This window comes from Nocardia sp. NPDC049149 (assembly GCF_043197455.1).
Taxonomy (GTDB): domain Bacteria; phylum Actinomycetota; class Actinomycetes; order Mycobacteriales; family Mycobacteriaceae; genus Nocardia.
In genome coordinates this window covers 427882-441894 of the sequence record NZ_JBICTD010000003.1, presented here as the reverse complement: position 1 = coordinate 441894, position 14013 = coordinate 427882, and the positions used below count along the sequence as shown (strand labels likewise).

Sequence of the window (14013 nt, the reverse complement as noted above, 5' to 3'; positions counted from 1 at the left end):
GCACGGGAAACGTCCGAGGAAACCACCGTCGTGTTCCACCTCGGCACGCTCCGAGTCTGGTGGAATACGCGAAGACGATGTGGTCTGCATGCTGACACGGCGGTCCGGGCCGATGCCGGACACATTCGCTGAGGAAGGGGTTCATGTGAGTTCCACGCTGCGGCGCATCGTCGGAGGTGGCTGCCTGGTCGTATTCGGCTGCTGCCTCGTTACCGCCGCTCCCGCCGTCGCCGACCCTGGCGGATGCTTCATCGACAGAGGCGTGACCGATGCCGTTGCGCTTTGTCACGAGGGCGACGGCACCGCAAGCCTCGAGGTGGAATGCCTCGGCATCAGCACGCCGGCCGGGCCGGGCTCCCCGGTATTCGGCCCCTACTCTGGCACCGATTCGGCTCCGTCCGCGGTGGGCCAGCCGATGCGCGCGTCCTGTGTCGCCGACGGCATGCTCGGCATCACGACGCGCGCTTTTGTGAGGTAGTCGCGGTGACGAGCACCGTGGTGTAGCGCATCGTGAAGCTGCCGCCCATCGCATCGATGGCGGCGGCGGTGCCCGCGAGCACCTCGGCCAGCGCGGCAGGCGAGAATTCGACGTGGCCGCCTTGGGTCGGCATCTGGTCCAGCCACTCGTCGCGCGTATAGGGCTGTTCCCAATCGACTTGCCACTGTTGTGGCGCCGCGAACCGGCCTGTGGCCTGTATCCCCTCGATTGCCTTGTCGCACATGGACGTATAGGCGTTCGCGTCCGGCTTGGTCGCCACCCAGCGAGCTACCAGCGAGTCGGGCAGCACCTTGCGATAGATCTCGGCGGACGCAGCCCGCAGTTCTGCAGGTGGCTCCCCGACATTCCAGAACACGGCAAGTACGCCGCCGGGGTGCAGCACGTCGGCCGCCTTGGCCGCGCCGGCGACCGGGTCGACCCAGTGCCAGGTCTGTCCGGCGATGACCGCGTCGAAGGTGCGCCCTGCGGGATCCCATGCTTCGAACTTCGCCACCTCGACCTCGTGCCCGCGCTGTCGCGCGAACTCGGCCATCCGGGCGTCGACCTCGACGCCGAGTATGCGGCAGCCCGCTGCGTGAAACGGTCCTGCGGCGATGCCGGTGCCGATGCCGACGTCGAGGACACGGGGTCCAGGGCAGACGGCGAGGATCCGCTCCACCATGGCAGGCGGGTAGTGCGGTCGGGTCCGGTCGTAGCGTGCGGGGTCCGACCCGAACGACTCGGCCATTTTTCGGTACTGGTGGGAGTGGATGGGTTGCTCCGACGGTACAGTGGGCATTTGCCCACTATGAATGGGCACATGCCCACTCGTCAATCGTTTCGGGCGAATCGGCAACTAGGAGAGGGACTCAGTGCCAACAGGAGTGGCCATGCGCGACGTTCGTTCGCAGCTGTTCGACGCCGCCGAACGCGTCCTGCTGCAGGACGGGCCGAGCGCGCTGACCAGTCGCGCGGTCACCGTCGAGGCGGGCTGTGCCAAAGGTGTGCTGCACAAGCACTTCGCCGACTTCGACGACTTCCTGGCCGAACTCGTGCTCGATCGCATCGCGCGGATCGAACACCAGTCCGCCGACCTACGCGCGTCGGCGGGTACCGGCACGGTGATCGACAACCTCACCGGCACACTGATATCCGTGTTCGGGACGGTCGCCGTCTCGATCGTCAGCCTCGTCACCTTCCGCGACGAACTGCGCGCCAGGTTGCGTCAGTCGAGGCCGACCGGAGTTCCGCTGCTCACCGAGGTCGCCGCAATGATCGCCGAATATCTCTCGGCCGAGCGCGAATTGGGCCGCATCACCGCGGACGCCGACGTCGCCACGCTCGCGCCGACATTGATCGGCGCCGGGCATATGCTGTTCGCCGATCGGAAAGGCCTACCGCCAGAAGACGATGCGGTCAGCAAAGTCGTTGCCACGGTCGTCGCCGCGGTCCTGCCGAGGTAGGTGTTTCCGAGCCGCGGACGCGGGTATTCGCGTCATGATCAGGAGGGCTGGCATTCACGAGCAGCGTTCGACGCCCGTCCTCCTGATCATGAACGCCTTACGACACTTCGACTTCGAGAATGTTGTCCGGAGACGCGGTCGGGATCACCCGTTTGAGCGTGAAACCGAAGCGCGCCAGGAAGGTTCGGTATTCGGCGGCGGTCCGCTCGCGCCCGCCTGTGTTGACCAGCATCTCCAGATCGATGAGCTTGCCCGGATGCGGCCGGTGGTGCTCCGGCAGCACCAGCTCGATGATCAGCAAACGGGCATCGGGTTTCATGGCCGCGCGGACGTTCGCCAGGATGCGGCCCGCGTCCTGCTCCGGCCAGTCGTGCAGGATGTGCTTGAGGATGTAGGCATCGCCGCCCGGCGGCACGCTGTCGAAGAAGGAACCGCGCTCGATCGCGCAACGTTCGGCCAGCCCTGCGTCGGCCACCTTGTTCGCCGCCGCATCCGCCACCTCCGGTAAGTCGAACAGAATGCCGCTGGATTGCGGTGCGCGACGCAGGATTTCGATGAGCACTGTGCCCTCGCCCGCCCCGACATCGACGACGGTGTCGAAGCGCCCGAAGTCGTAGGTTGCGACCAGCGGCGCAAGCGAGAGGGTGCCGATGCTGGTCATCGCGTTGTCGAACAGCATGGCGAGCTCGCGGTCAGACTGCATCTGCTCGAAGAACGACATCCCGTGCAACACAACGCCCACCGGCTTGCCGGTGCGCACCGCGTCGACGAGCTGCGACCAATGCGCTCGGTGCGTCGGGGAACCGAAGAACAGGGCGGCGTCGCGCAGCGAGACATCGCTGTCGCGCACCAGCGCCTCGGCCATCGAGGTGAGCGCGTACCTCCCGTCCCGCCTCCTGGTGAAGATGCCATGCGCGATCAGCAGCCGCAGCAGCCGATGCAGGGCGTCCTCGTCGGCGCCGAGCGTCCGTGCGAGGTCGGCTCCGCTGCGCGGGCCGTCGGCCAGCGCATCGGCGATGCCCAGTTCGGCGGCGGCATGGATGGCCTGCGTCAACCAACCGGCGGCCATGAGCTCCATCAGCGCGATGCGGCCGGGCACCAGCTTGCGGTAGGCGTAGGCCAAGCCGTTGCGCGCCAGCTCAACGGCCCGAATCAGCGCTTGCGGCGGCATGCTTGATCGGTCGGACGCCATGCGCGACTCCCTCAGTCGTTGATGCACCAAGCAGCGTACGTGGCGGGTGCCGATCTCGCGCCGAACGGATCGGGGAGCGGGCCCGTCAGAACCGCCAGCGGGTGGCGCCACCTGGCAGCACCGCCGAAACGGCCTGCGCAGAGCGCGGGGTGAGCCGGTAGGTGTGCCACGGCGGCGGGCCTGCGGAGGGGGCGCTGTACTCCGCGGTGATCGCTTGACCGGTCTCGTCGACACGCGCGGGCCAGCCGCTCGCCGCCCAGCGCGCGGCGAGGTCGGCCACGATCGCCGAGTCGGTGATCTGCACGGCCTCGCCCGCGACGACCAGGTCGAACTCGTGGGTCGAAATGCTCATCGTGCAGCGCGGATCGCGGGCGAGGTTGCGGCCCTTGCGCGAACGCGCCCCGGTGACGAACCAGAAGGCGTCGTCGAACCACAACGCGCCGACCGCGGTCGGATGTGGGCTGCCGTCGGCATTGATGGTGGTGAGCCAGCAGGTGTGCCGATCGAGGCCGCCGGAGCCGGGTGCCTGGTCGATGTTCTGATCGAGCCGGGTCCTGATGGCCGACCACTCCATCTCAGGCAGCGAATAGAGATCAGCGAGATTCGTAGTGTCCATACCTGTGCTGACGGCCCGGTGGCGGCGAATTCATCGACGCCCGCGCGCCTGCAGCACCACCGGCAGCCGCGACGGCGCGGCGACGAAATCGCGGTTCGACGGCCGCACCCGGTAATTCGGGTCGGCAACCGGCTGCCAGCGGGCGAACAGGGCGGCCGTGGCGAGGGTGATGGTCAGCAGCGCGAAGTTGTTGCCTGGGCAGTGCCGAGTGCCGACGCCGAACGGCAGGATCGCCTTCTTGTCGATTTCCTCGACCCGGCCGGGGAACCAGCGGTCGGGGTCGAAGGTCTCCGGATCCGGGTAGTAGCGCGGGTTGTGGTGAATCATGTACGGGCTGTACACCACCATGGCGCCGTCGGGCAGGGTGGTGCCGCCGAGGGTGACGGGGCCGTCGGCGGTGTGCGTGCTGACCCACGGTCCCCAGAACCGCAGCGTTTCCAGCACCACCAGCCGCAGATAGGGCAGTGCCGCGACATGATCGGGGGTTACCGCGCCGTCGCCGACGAAATCGGCCAGCTCGCGGTGCAATTCGGCGGCGATCTCCGGATTCCGCATGATCTCGTGCCACACCCAGCCGAGGATCGACGCGGTGGAGCCGACACCGGCCGCGAGCATCAGCAGGAGCTCGTCGATGATCTCTTCGTCCGAGAGCTTGGTGCCGGTCTCCGGGTCGCTGTGGCGCACCAGCGCCGAGAGCACGTCGTGGAAATCACGGTCGGCACGGCGGTATTCGGCAACCACGGTGCCGATTTCCGCGCGCAGCTTGCGGGCCTTGCTGGTGAAGCGGCGGTTGGCGACGACCCGCAAACGCCGGACCGGCGGCGGCAGCGCGGCCCGCTGGATGACCTGGCCGAGCAACCATGGAATGGTTTGCTGCACTTCTCGTTTCGCATCCGCGCCGAATTCGGCGGTGAACAGGGTCGAGGAGATCGTGTCGAGAACAAGCCGATGCGCTTCGTCGACCAGGTTCAGTCGGTCGCCCTGCCGTAGCCCACTCGACCAGCTGTTCGCGAGATCTGCGGCGACCACGGCGTATTCGTTCAATCGGCGTTGCCGCAACGCGGGCGCGATCATCCGGCGGCGCAGCTCGTGCGGTGTGCCGCTGAGCACGTTGGACGCGCCGCGGATGACGTCCTTGATCGCGTCGCGGAGCTCCTCACGATGGAATTCGCCTGCCTCGCCGAAGCTCAGCTCGCGGACGAGGTCGGGGGTGGTCAAGACGTAGGCCGGTCGCGGGCCGAGGTAGATCCGGACGATCGGGCCGACCTCGGCCAGCGACGTCACGAAGGTCAGCCCGTCGCGTAGCGCGGTGATGCTGTGCCCGAGCAGGGGAAGCCGCCGAGGGGCGGTGGGAACATTGGGGACAGACTGCGCCATAGCGTGTTTCGTGCTTCTTGTGAGATCGGTGTAGATCGAGAGGATGACTTCGGTGAGGTGTGACTGCCGCGCGGAATCGTCGCGGTCGCTGAGCGCCTTACGCATCGGCAGCAACTGCGCGCGGTCCTCGGCGAGTTCGCGCAGCGCCTCGGTGATCGCCGCGATCGAGGGGTTGCGAGTGCAGACACCGCCCCCGTCGGGGACCGTCTCGGCCAGATCCGGATCGCAGTAGACGACAGGCAGTCGCATCGCCGCCGCCTCCAGCAGCGCCATGCCCTGCGTATCGAAACCTGAAGAGGGAAAGAGCAATACGTCGTGCCTCGCCATCTCGGCCAGGCATTCCGCCTGTCCGACCGCTCCATGTAGTCGGACTCGGTCGCCGAGACAGTCGCTGTCGATCGCCGCATGCGCCTGATCCCACAGGTCGCCGGTGCCGTAGATGTCGAACGTGCAGTTCTCGACGAGCCGCACCGCCGCGATGGCCTCCAACAGTCGTTTCTCGCCGGAAAGCCTGGCGCACCAGAGCACCCGAAGTGGCGTCGCTGCGGAGTGCGACGGCGTCATACCGACCGGCGCGGTGGCGCCGTTCACGGCGAGCCGGGCACCGTCGAGCAACCCGTCGTCAATTCCGTTGGAGATCACCCGAATCGGGCGGGTGAGTCCGTGCGCGATGATCCGTTCGGCGAAATGCTCGGTCGGCACGATGACGTGATCGGCCGCCTGTGCCTGGGCCACCATGGTGCGCCACGCGTGCCTGGCCGCCCTGGATTCGTCGGTGCGCGGCATCCGTCCGCGATGGGAAACGAAGCGGCCGTGCAGCGCGCGCATGCTGAGCGCCGAAACATAGGGCGCGGGGGAGGTGTGCGCGATGAAGACGTCGTCGCGGCTGTGCACGGTGTGCACCACCGGGATGCCGTGGCGGCGGGCCGCGCGCAGGCCTGCGATGGCAACCCCGTACGTGGTTTGGGTGTGCACGACATCGATCGGCCCGCGTTCGGCGAAGACCGCATCGATCAGCCGTGCGTTCGCCGGGGTCGGCAACACCATGGCGAATCCGTTCACCGCGAGACCCGCGAGTGCGGAAAGAACCACCAGGTCTTCGTCCGGTTCGGTAGATTCCGGCGTGGGCGCGGTGAATACGGTAACGCGATGGCCGAGCCGCTCCAGCCCGCGACGCTGGGCATGTACCGAGGTCTGGATCCCGCCGAGGGTGGCGGGATGGAAGTCGGTGAACAGCGCGACGTGCATGGGACCACGGTACGGACATGGGACATCTCATGAGCGCCAATCGTGTGGCGCTCGTCGGGTTGCCCGACGAGTACAGGAGCAGGCATGAAAGTGGCGATTCCGCTGACCGGCACCCGCGGTGACGTGCAGCCCGCGGTGGCGCTCGGGCTGGAGCTGCGCAGGCGCGGCCATGACGTGTTCGTCGGCGCGCCGCCGAACCTGGTCGACTTCGCGACCCGCACCGGGTTGGCCGCGGTGCGTTGCGGGCCGGACGTTCAGCAGCTCTATTCCTCCGACGCGGGCCAACGTGCGTTGGCGGCGGGCAGCAGCTTCCGGCTGATGCAGCTGGTCGGCAAGCAGATGGCCGACTATGCCGAGCAGATGAACCGCGAGGTCATCGGCGTCTGCGAGGGCGCGGACGTGATCGTGTCGACCATGCTCACCGAGGACAGGGCCGCCTCGGTGGCCGAGGCGATGCGGGTTCCGATGGTGACGCTGCACGGCTTTCCGTGTCGGCAGAACTCCGTCTACCCGTTTCCCGGCGCGCTGCCCTCGCACTGGCAGCCGCCGGGCGCGGTGAACAAGGCCACCTGGTTGCTCGCCGAGAACCTGCGCCGCGTGGTCTTCATGCGGTACCTGAACCAGCTCCGCGCCGAACTCGGCCTGCCGCGCTCGGCCGCAAGTCCCGCCGCCGTGCTCGACCGCAAAGGCGTGCCCGAGGTGCAGATCTACGACCGCGCGCTGGTGCCGGGGCTGGCCGAGGAGTGGGGCGAGCGCAGGCCGATCGTCGGGTTCTTGCCCTTGGAGCGCACGGCCCGCGAAGCACTCGGCGAGCTGGCCGCCGACCACGGCGAGGTGATCGCGTGGATCTCCGAGGGCGCGCCGCCGGTGTATTTCGGCTTCGGCAGCATGCCCATCCGGGACACCCGCAGCGTGCTGACCATGGTCGAGCAGGTGTGCGACCAGCTCGGCATCCGCGGGCTGGTCAGCGCGGGCTGGAGCGACCTGGCTGCCGCCGACGCGCAGACCGGTGCGCGGGTGAAGGTGGTCGGCCCGCTCGCGCACGACATCGTCTTCCCGGTGTGCGCCGCCGCCGTGCACCACGGCGGTGTCGGCACCACCTTCGAAAGTCTGCGGGCAGGCTTACCGACCATGGTCTGTTCGGTGTCGTTCGACCAGCCGATGTGGGGCGGCCAGGTCGAGCGCCTCGGCGTCGGTTCGCACGTCAGCTTCCAGAAACTCGACCGCGACAAGCTGGCCGCCGGTATCGGCACGCTGCTCACGGAAGGCACCGCACAACGCGTGAAAGCCCTTGCCGCAGAGCTGCAATCGAACGCCAACGCGACCTCGCGCACCGCCGACATCATCGAAGACGCCGCGAACACCAAGGCATGAACCGGCTGGCCGTGGCGCTTGCTGACTCGTCGGTGATGTTCCGCCGTGCGCTGCGGCACACGATGCGCAGCAAGGACACGCTGCTGATCTCGATGCTGCTTCCGGTGTTGATCATGCTGCTGTTCGTCTACGTGTTCGGCGGCGCGATCCAGGTGGACGGGCCATACCTCGACTACGTCATTCCCGGAATCATCCTGCTGTGCACCGGCTTCGGCGCATCGATCACCGCGACCGCGGTGGCAACCGATCTGCGCACCGGGGCGGTGGATCGATTCCGCACCCTGCCGATGTTCCGCCAGGCGCTGCTGGCCGGGCACGCGGGGGAGGGGATGCTGCGCAACATGGTCGCCGTCGCTCTTGTTTTCGCGGTCGGCGTGATTCTCGGATTTCGTTCTGGTGCGGGTCTTTCCGCCTGGCTGCTGGCGCTGTTGGTGATCGTGCTCTTCGTCACCGCGATCACCTGGATCGCGGTGGCACTCGGCCTGCTCGCCCAAAACCCGGAGGCGGCAGGTGGATTCACCTACGCGATCATGTTCATTCCCTACATCAGCAGCGCCTTCGTGCCCACCGCAACGATGCCCTCCTGGCTACGCGGCTTCGCCGAACACCAGCCGGCCACCCCGGTGATCGACACGATCCGTGCCCTGCTCACCACCGCAGGGTCAGCAAGCAGCACAGCGTCGGCGGTGTTCTGGTCCATAGGCCTCGCGGTCCTCGGATACCTCTGTGCCACCGCTCTTTTCGCGCAGCGCGCCAAGACCTGACGTCGCCAGGATTCGCACCCCTTCTGCGGATCCGCACCCGTTCCAGCCGCCCGGAACCAGTGCGGATCAACGGAAAGGGTGCGAATCCGGTCCGTGATCTTGAACTCCCGAAACCCGGGGCTAGGCGGATGGGTCCGGTCGTGCCCGTTCGCGCTCTGCGGCGGTGGCGAGGTAGTCGCCGAGTTCGCGGCGCAGCGTGACGTCGAGGGAGCGCGCGAGCGTGGAGTGCACCGAGGCGACGGCGAGCTCGCGCATCTTGCTCAACATCGTTGTGGTTTCCGCGATTTCGCTGCTGGTGTCGGGCAGCCAGCCTGCGCCGTGCTCGTCGATGATGTGCTGCTTGGCGGCGGTGATCATGATGTGGGCGATGTCATCGATCCGGTCGGCCACCTTGGCATATATCTCGATGAGCATGCGCAGCTCGATGCCGTACTCGTGCAGCTCGGCGAACGAGGTGAGCAGCTGGGTGTCGGTGAACACCACCGTGTCACCCTCCAGCCGGACCAGTTTCATCTCGCGCAGCCGATCGACCAGCTCGTCGGCCTCGGCGCCGAGGATGGTCCCGATCAGCTCGCGCGGCACCTCGAAGGTTTCGTCCTTGGCCCACGACGCCGTCACCGCATGCTGGAGGCCGAGCACCTCGGTGAGGTCCTTGCCGGTTTCCCAGCTGGTGATGAAGTCGCCGATGTGTGCGGTGGTGAACCCGCGCTGCAGCAGCGCGTCGATCAGCCGCAGCCGCTCGAGGTGGGAATTGTCGTAGATGCTAGCCCGGCCGTCCTTGCCGACCGGCGGGGGCAGCAGTCCACGTTCCTGGTACGCCCGCACATTGCGGGTGGTGGTGCCCGCCGCGCGCGCGAGGTCATCGATCCGGTATTCCATCGATTCCGCCTCCTCGCTCACCGCGGCGCCGGGTTGCCGACGGCCGAACAGCACGGTCGTGTGAACGACCGATTCTATAACCATGACCGTCGGCACCCGTCATCTAGGAAACCGCCGCGATCCGGCGCCTCCGCACGCTCGGTCCCGACGCCACGACCGTGTAGTCGGCCAGGTCGACGGTCCGCAACTGGTTCACGTACTGCGTCGCGAATCCCGGATACATCGTCGCGTTGAACCCGTCCTCGGTGAGGTACCAACTGCGGCAGCCCGAATTCCAGGTGGTGCTGGTGAGCCTGCGCTGCATGCCCGCGTTGTAGCGATCCTGCCGATCCTGGCGCACGTCGAGCATCCGCAGGTCCTGCTTCAGGATGGTGCCGATCGCGCTGACCAGGTAGTCGATCTGCGCTTCCATGTACACCAGCGCCGAGTTGTGGCCCGGCCCCGAGTTCGGCCCGAACGTGAGGAACATGTTCGGGTAGCCCGACACCGCAATGCTTTTGAACGCGTACGCGCCGCGCGACCACTCTTCGGCGAGCACCCGCCCGTCCCTGCCGACGACCGGAATCGGGGTGCCCGTCTTGGACACGTCGAAGCCGGTGGCGAAGACGATGCAATCGGCTTGGTGCTCAACGCCTTCCGAGGTGCGGATGCCGTGCTCGGAAAGCTTGGCGATGGGCCAGGTGATCAACTTGCAGTTGTCCCGCTGCAGCGCAGGGTAGTAGTCGTCGGTCATCAGCAGTCGCTTGCAGCCTGCCCGGAAGTCGGGCGTCAGCTGCCGCCGCAGCCAGGGATCCTTGACCTGCCTGCGCAATTGGGCGCGCCCGACCAGCTCGACCACTCTGGTCAGCGGCGTGTTCCACACGACGCCGAGGGCAACTGACTCGTGCCCGTAGAACCAGGCTTGCCGGGCCAGCTGTTCGGCGGCGGGCACCCGGCGGTAGATCTCCTTGGTCACCGAGTTGGTGCGCCGGTTCACCCTGGGCAGTACCCAACCCGGCGTGCGCTGGAAGACCTTGACCGAGGCTGCCTTATCGACCAGCTCGGGGATGATCTGCACCGCGCTGGCGCCGGTGCCGACGACCGCGACCTTCTTGCCGGTGAAGTCGTAATCGTGATCCCAACGGGCACTGTGGATCTTGTGCCCGGTGTACTCCTCGATCCCGCGAATGTTCGGAAAGCTGGCATTGGCAAGGGGTCCGGAGGCCAGCACCACCGTGCGCGCATGCACCGTGTCGGCACGGCCCTCGATCGAGATCGCCCAGCGCCCGGTCGGCTCGTCGAAGACGATTCCGGTGACATTGTGGCCGAACCGGAAATGCGGTCCGAGGCCGAACTCCGCCGCCATCGTCTCGATATAGCCGAGGATTTCGTCGCTACCGGAGTAGGTGTGCGACCAGCCCGGGTTCGGGGCGAAACTGTAGGAGTAGAGCCGCGACGGAATGTCGCACGCCGCACCGGGATAGGTGTTGTCGCGCCAGGTGCCGCCGATCGCGTCGCCGCGTTCGAAGATGGCGAAATCGTCGATGCCCTGTTGGCGCAGGCGGATCGCGGTGCCGATGCCCGCGAACCCGCCGCCGATGACGGCGACGTCGAGTGTCGTGTCGGTCTTGGTCATCCGTGTCACGCCGCCGGCTCGTAGGTCACTTCTTTGACCCAGGTCGGGTCCCTGCGCAGCAGCGCCTTCGGCACCCGGCCGGTGATCTTCACCAGCGCGTCGGCCACCAGGTGGTAGGGGTGGCCGCGGTCGATCACCCACCCGCCGTGCATCTTCACCAGCTGATACATCGGCAGCCTGCGCGCGAACTCGCTGCGCTCACCCACATTGGCGTAGCGCTTGAGCGCGGCGTACAGCTTCTCCTCGTCGACACCCATCTCGACGATGTTGTCGCGCATCTTGTTCAGCAGCGGCACATAGCTCAGCACGCCGATGATCAGCGACGGCTTCAGCCAGCCGCCGACGAGATCGATGGCGAGCTTGCGCGTCTCCGAGTGCCCGAGCAGATCCATCACCGCGAAATCGACGGCCAGATGCCGGGATTCGTCGTTGTTGATCTTCTTGAACGCTTCCTGGCAGATCGGGTCCTCGATCTCGTCCATGATGAACTTGATCAGCGCACCGTCCAGCGCCACCTCGAGCATCGGGATCACGGTGCCGAGGAACGACAGCGACATGCCGTCGGCGTACTTGTCCAGGAAGTCGATCACCAGCTTGACGTTCACGTTCGGCTGCGGGATCTCGTCGCCGTCGAGCATGCCCCAGCGCCGCATCAGCGCCAGTTCGGCGTTGGCGTGCCGCTGCTCCTCGGCGTGGAAGTAGCGGTAGATCTCGCGCAGCGTTTCGGTGGGCGCCTTCTTCGCCATGGCGGCGAACCCGCGCGCGCCGACGTTCTCGATCCACATCAGATCGGCCATGAACGGCTTGAGCTTGGCGTGCAGTTCGGGCGAGATCGTCTCGGCGCCCGGTGCGTCCCAGTCGATATCGGCCAAGGCCCACTGGCGGTCCTTGATCTTGGCGAGCATGTCGTCGAAGTCCATCGCGATGGCCATGTCAGACTCCTGTCTTGTCGGTGACCGACGTGCGGTCATTGGCGGTCGAGTTGTCCTGGGGCAGTAGCCGATCCAAGAGTCCGAGGGCATAGGTGTATTGCGCGGGGAAGTACCGCTTGAGCCGCCAGACGATGTGGGCGTCCAGCTGCGGCAGCACATACAGCTGGCCGCGGTCGTGCGCGTCGAGCGTGGTGCGCGCGACATGATCGGGGGAGAAGCCGGTCCAGCGCATCAGGGTGTCGGCAAGTCGCGCCGACTCCGTGGTGATCCGGCCGTCCTTGGCCACATTGGTTTTCACGAAGGTCGGGCACAGCACGGTGACCGCGACGCCGGTGCCGCTGAGCTCGGCCGCCATCGTTTCCGACAGCGACATGACGCCCGCCTTGGACACGTTGTAGACGGCCATCGAGGGTGCGGCGGCGAACCCGGCGGCGGAGGCGACATTGATGATGCCGCCGCGGCGGGCGGCGCGCAGCTGCGGAGTGAAGACCTCACAGCCGTGCACCACACCCCACAGATTGATGCCGAGCGCCCACTCCCAGTCGTCGAATCCGACCTCGCCGACGTGCTTTCCACCGATGCCGACACCGGCGTTGTTGACCACCAGGGTCACCGGGCGTTCGAACAGCGATTCCGCAAAGCGCGCAAGGTTTTCCACGTCTTCGCGGTGGGCGACATCGCAGCGGAAGGCGTGTGCGACGCCGGGATGCTTGCGTTCGATCATGGCGACGGTCTGGTCGGCCCGCGCCTCGTTGATGTCGGCGCAGATCACCTGCCCGCCACGGTTCGCGATCTCCAGCGCGAAGGCGCGGCCGATGCCGCTGCCCGCGCCGGTGACCACCGCACGGGCGCCGTGTGTGCGCCGTACGCGGTTGCCGAAGGGCAGTACGTTTTCCAGTCCGAACATTGTCAGCTCACCTTCTCCGAGGCCGGGCGGTAATCCAGTGCGTCGCACAGGAAGTCGGCGGCGCGACGCAGGGCATGGTCGGCTTCGGGCACCAGCATCGGCAGCGCCTGGAAGACGTGCATCTGGCCGGGCCACACCTCCAGTTCGCAGCTGCCGCCCGCGGCGCGCACCAGATCGCACAGCGCGCGTGCGTCAGCGCGCAGCATCTCGGTGCCGCCGACTTGCACCAACATCGGCGGCAGGTCGATGCCTGCGGGCACGGTCAGCCGCAACCGCGGCGCGTCGGCGGGCAGTCCCCTGGTGTATTCCAACGGCATTCGGCTCGCCGCTTTCGCGGAGATGAGCGGATCACGTTGGCGCCGTTCCTGTTCGGCGGCGAGGCCGAGAGTCAGGTCGAGCAGTGGAGAGAACAGCGTCACCGCTGCGGGCTGCGGCAGCTTGCGGGCGGCGTTCTCGACGAGCAGGTCGAGTGCCAGATGTCCGCCCGCCGAGTCGCCTGCGATGACCACGTTGTGCCCGGGGTAGCCCTGGTCGAGCAACCACCGGTATCCGGCCTCGATATCGTCGGCCGCGGCCGGGAAGCGATGCTCGGGGGCCAGCCGGTAGTCGACGACGAAGACCGGGAGTCCGGTCTTGCGGGACAGCTGCGCGGCCAGCCCGCGGTGCGTGCGCGCCGAGCAGATGACGTAGGCGCTGCCGTGGAGGTAGTAGATCGCGCGGGTGCCGAAGGAGACGCCTGCCGCGCGGACCCATTCGCCGCGCACCTGTCCCGAACGGACCGGGTTGACGATGGTGCCGGGCGGGACGGGACCACCGATAGCCATGAAGGTGGCGACGAGCTTGCGGGCGAACCACACCCCCGGAGCGTTCATCGGCACCGCGTTGTTCAGCGGGCGCAAGCTGAGCCGGGTGGTGGCCGCGGCCAGGGTGGCGCGCGCCGAGGGGCTGGTGGGAACGCCGGGGACCGAGGTCCTCGTTGACCTTGTCATGCGCTCAGAATCATCGATGAATGTGCCAGTTGTCAATGGCACATTTATTGCAGGCTGATTGCGATCCGGGTTGACCTGCGACAACGCCCGCGGCACCGGAGGGTGTCGCGGGCGTCGGGGGAATGTCGGGCGTCAGGAGATGGTCGGGTGTTGGGGACGCTCGAGCGTCAGGAGATGGG

At 67.2% G+C, this 14013-nt stretch carries 13 protein-coding genes; 4 read left to right on the top strand and 9 right to left on the bottom strand.

All coding sequences use genetic code 11. The features are described from left to right. Positions 1-145: 145 nt before the first annotated feature. Positions 146-478, top strand: coding sequence for a hypothetical protein (locus ACGFNJ_RS12890; protein WP_393446703.1), 333 nt, complete (start codon positions 146-148; stop codon positions 476-478). Here ACGFNJ_RS12890 and ACGFNJ_RS12885 read toward each other — a convergent pair. Further along, entirely contained in the window at positions 453-1277 is an 825-nt protein-coding gene (locus tag ACGFNJ_RS12885; RefSeq protein WP_393446701.1) for a class I SAM-dependent methyltransferase, read from the bottom strand. The two genes, ACGFNJ_RS12890 and ACGFNJ_RS12885, sit on opposite strands and share 26 nt — an antisense overlap. A gap of 91 nt (positions 1278-1368) precedes the next feature. On the opposite strand from ACGFNJ_RS12885, the gene ACGFNJ_RS12880 reads away from it, so the two are divergent. Then, complete coding sequence (locus tag ACGFNJ_RS12880) at positions 1369-1941, top strand: TetR/AcrR family transcriptional regulator (RefSeq protein ID WP_393446699.1); 573 nt, start codon at positions 1369-1371, stop codon at positions 1939-1941. A gap of 97 nt (positions 1942-2038) precedes the next feature. Here ACGFNJ_RS12880 and ACGFNJ_RS12875 read toward each other — a convergent pair whose 3' ends face one another. The 3 genes from ACGFNJ_RS12875 to ACGFNJ_RS12865 all read right to left on the bottom strand — a co-directional run bounded on the left by ACGFNJ_RS12875 (position 2039) and on the right by ACGFNJ_RS12865 (position 6374). Further along, positions 2039-3133, bottom strand: a complete 1095-nt coding sequence (locus ACGFNJ_RS12875; RefSeq protein WP_393446697.1) for a methyltransferase — start codon at positions 3131-3133, stop codon at positions 2039-2041. A gap of 85 nt (positions 3134-3218) precedes the next feature. Continuing rightward, the gene (locus ACGFNJ_RS12870; protein ID WP_393446695.1) at positions 3219-3749 is read right to left on the bottom strand and encodes a pyridoxamine 5'-phosphate oxidase family protein; all 531 of its coding nucleotides are present in this window, start codon (positions 3747-3749) and stop codon (positions 3219-3221) included. 30 nt (positions 3750-3779) lie between these two features. Continuing rightward, positions 3780-6374 carry a cytochrome P450 gene (locus tag ACGFNJ_RS12865; RefSeq protein ID WP_393446693.1) on the bottom strand — a complete coding sequence of 865 codons (2595 nt, stop codon included), beginning with the start codon at positions 6372-6374 and terminating at the stop codon, positions 3780-3782. An 84-nt stretch (positions 6375-6458) separates the two neighbouring features. Here ACGFNJ_RS12865 and ACGFNJ_RS12860 point away from each other — a divergent pair, with 84 nt between their 5' ends. After that, complete coding sequence (locus ACGFNJ_RS12860; RefSeq protein WP_393446691.1) at positions 6459-7748, top strand: glycosyltransferase; 1290 nt, start codon at positions 6459-6461, stop codon at positions 7746-7748. Further along, entirely contained in the window at positions 7745-8512 is a 768-nt protein-coding gene (locus ACGFNJ_RS12855) for an ABC transporter permease (protein ID WP_393446689.1), read from the top strand. The genes ACGFNJ_RS12860 and ACGFNJ_RS12855 overlap by 4 nt, the downstream gene beginning before the upstream one ends. Before the next feature lie 120 nt (positions 8513-8632). Here ACGFNJ_RS12855 and ACGFNJ_RS12850 read toward each other — a convergent pair whose 3' ends face one another. From ACGFNJ_RS12850 to ACGFNJ_RS12830, 5 genes are all read right to left on the bottom strand, one after another. After that, on the bottom strand, positions 8633-9391 hold the full coding sequence (locus ACGFNJ_RS12850; protein WP_393447824.1) for a MerR family transcriptional regulator: 759 nt from the start codon (positions 9389-9391) through the stop codon (positions 8633-8635). A 103-nt stretch (positions 9392-9494) separates the two neighbouring features. Next, the gene (locus ACGFNJ_RS12845; RefSeq protein WP_393446687.1) at positions 9495-11006 is read right to left on the bottom strand and encodes a flavin-containing monooxygenase; all 1512 of its coding nucleotides are present in this window, start codon (positions 11004-11006) and stop codon (positions 9495-9497) included. Positions 11007-11011: 5 nt separating this feature from the next. Further along, positions 11012-11932 carry a ferritin-like domain-containing protein gene (locus ACGFNJ_RS12840; RefSeq protein ID WP_393447822.1) on the bottom strand — a complete coding sequence of 307 codons (921 nt, stop codon included), beginning with the start codon at positions 11930-11932 and terminating at the stop codon, positions 11012-11014. A 7-nt stretch (positions 11933-11939) separates the two neighbouring features. Continuing rightward, positions 11940-12845 carry an SDR family NAD(P)-dependent oxidoreductase gene (locus ACGFNJ_RS12835; RefSeq protein ID WP_393446685.1) on the bottom strand — a complete coding sequence of 302 codons (906 nt, stop codon included), beginning with the start codon at positions 12843-12845 and terminating at the stop codon, positions 11940-11942. A 2-nt stretch (positions 12846-12847) separates the two neighbouring features. Further along, on the bottom strand, positions 12848-13834 hold the full coding sequence (locus ACGFNJ_RS12830; protein WP_393446683.1) for an alpha/beta hydrolase: 987 nt from the start codon (positions 13832-13834) through the stop codon (positions 12848-12850). Between the last annotated feature and the right edge of the window lie 179 nt (positions 13835-14013).

Bases quoted from the DNA above. Each gene is read 5' to 3' on its own strand.
- ACGFNJ_RS12885 (WP_393446701.1), bottom strand. From the start codon at position 1,277: ATGCCCACTGTACCGTCGGAGCAACCCATCCACTCCCACCAGTACCGA.
- ACGFNJ_RS12880 (WP_393446699.1), top strand. From the start codon at position 1,369: ATGCGCGACGTTCGTTCGCAGCTGTTCGACGCCGCCGAACGCGTCCTG.
- ACGFNJ_RS12875 (WP_393446697.1), bottom strand. From the start codon at position 3,133: ATGGCGTCCGACCGATCAAGCATGCCGCCGCAAGCGCTGATTCGGGCC.
- ACGFNJ_RS12870 (WP_393446695.1), bottom strand. From the start codon at position 3,749: ATGGACACTACGAATCTCGCTGATCTCTATTCGCTGCCTGAGATGGAG.
- ACGFNJ_RS12865 (WP_393446693.1), bottom strand. From the start codon at position 6,374: ATGCACGTCGCGCTGTTCACCGACTTCCATCCCGCCACCCTCGGCGGG.
- ACGFNJ_RS12860 (WP_393446691.1), top strand. From the start codon at position 6,459: ATGAAAGTGGCGATTCCGCTGACCGGCACCCGCGGTGACGTGCAGCCC.
- ACGFNJ_RS12855 (WP_393446689.1), top strand. From the start codon at position 7,745: ATGAACCGGCTGGCCGTGGCGCTTGCTGACTCGTCGGTGATGTTCCGC.
- ACGFNJ_RS12850 (WP_393447824.1), bottom strand. From the start codon at position 9,391: ATGGAATACCGGATCGATGACCTCGCGCGCGCGGCGGGCACCACCACC.
- ACGFNJ_RS12845 (WP_393446687.1), bottom strand. From the start codon at position 11,006: ATGACCAAGACCGACACGACACTCGACGTCGCCGTCATCGGCGGCGGG.
- ACGFNJ_RS12835 (WP_393446685.1), bottom strand. From the start codon at position 12,845: ATGTTCGGACTGGAAAACGTACTGCCCTTCGGCAACCGCGTACGGCGC.
- ACGFNJ_RS12830 (WP_393446683.1), bottom strand. From the start codon at position 13,834: ATGACAAGGTCAACGAGGACCTCGGTCCCCGGCGTTCCCACCAGCCCC.